Source organism: Granulicella sp. L60 (assembly GCF_009765825.1).
Lineage (GTDB): Bacteria > Acidobacteriota > Terriglobia > Terriglobales > Acidobacteriaceae > Edaphobacter.
This window is the reverse complement of sequence record NZ_LMUR01000005.1, coordinates 1-341: the sequence shown is the minus strand read 5'-3', so window position 1 is coordinate 341 and position 341 is coordinate 1. Positions and strand designations below refer to the sequence as shown.

The 341-nt window shown below is 63.6% G+C and carries 1 protein-coding gene; it reads right to left on the bottom strand.

The annotated features are described in order from the left end of the window. Positions 1–341: AMP-binding protein (locus GSQ82_RS03120; protein WP_158790577.1), on the bottom strand; the 341-nt coding region annotated here is incomplete at both ends.

The window sequence follows — 341 nt, the reverse complement described above, 5'->3', positions numbered from 1 at the left end:
ACGATCATCTCGAAGCCGCGCTCCACACAGATCGCCACACGATCGTCCGGCTTTACTCCCAGTTCCCGCAGATGATGCGCCAGCCGGTTGGCCCGGGCGTTCAGCTCGCCATAGCTCAGTTCTTCGTCCTCGAACACCACCGCAACCGCAGCCGGCGTCCGCTCCACCTGCGCCTCGAACAGCTCATGCACGCACCGGTCCGACGGATACTCCGTCTTCGTGTCGTTCCACTCATAGAGAACGCGGTTGCGCTCGTCCGCCGAGAGCATCGGCAGCAGGTCAACGCTACCGGTCTCGCCGGCCACCATGGCCTCCAGCAGCTTGCGGAAGTAGCCCAGATA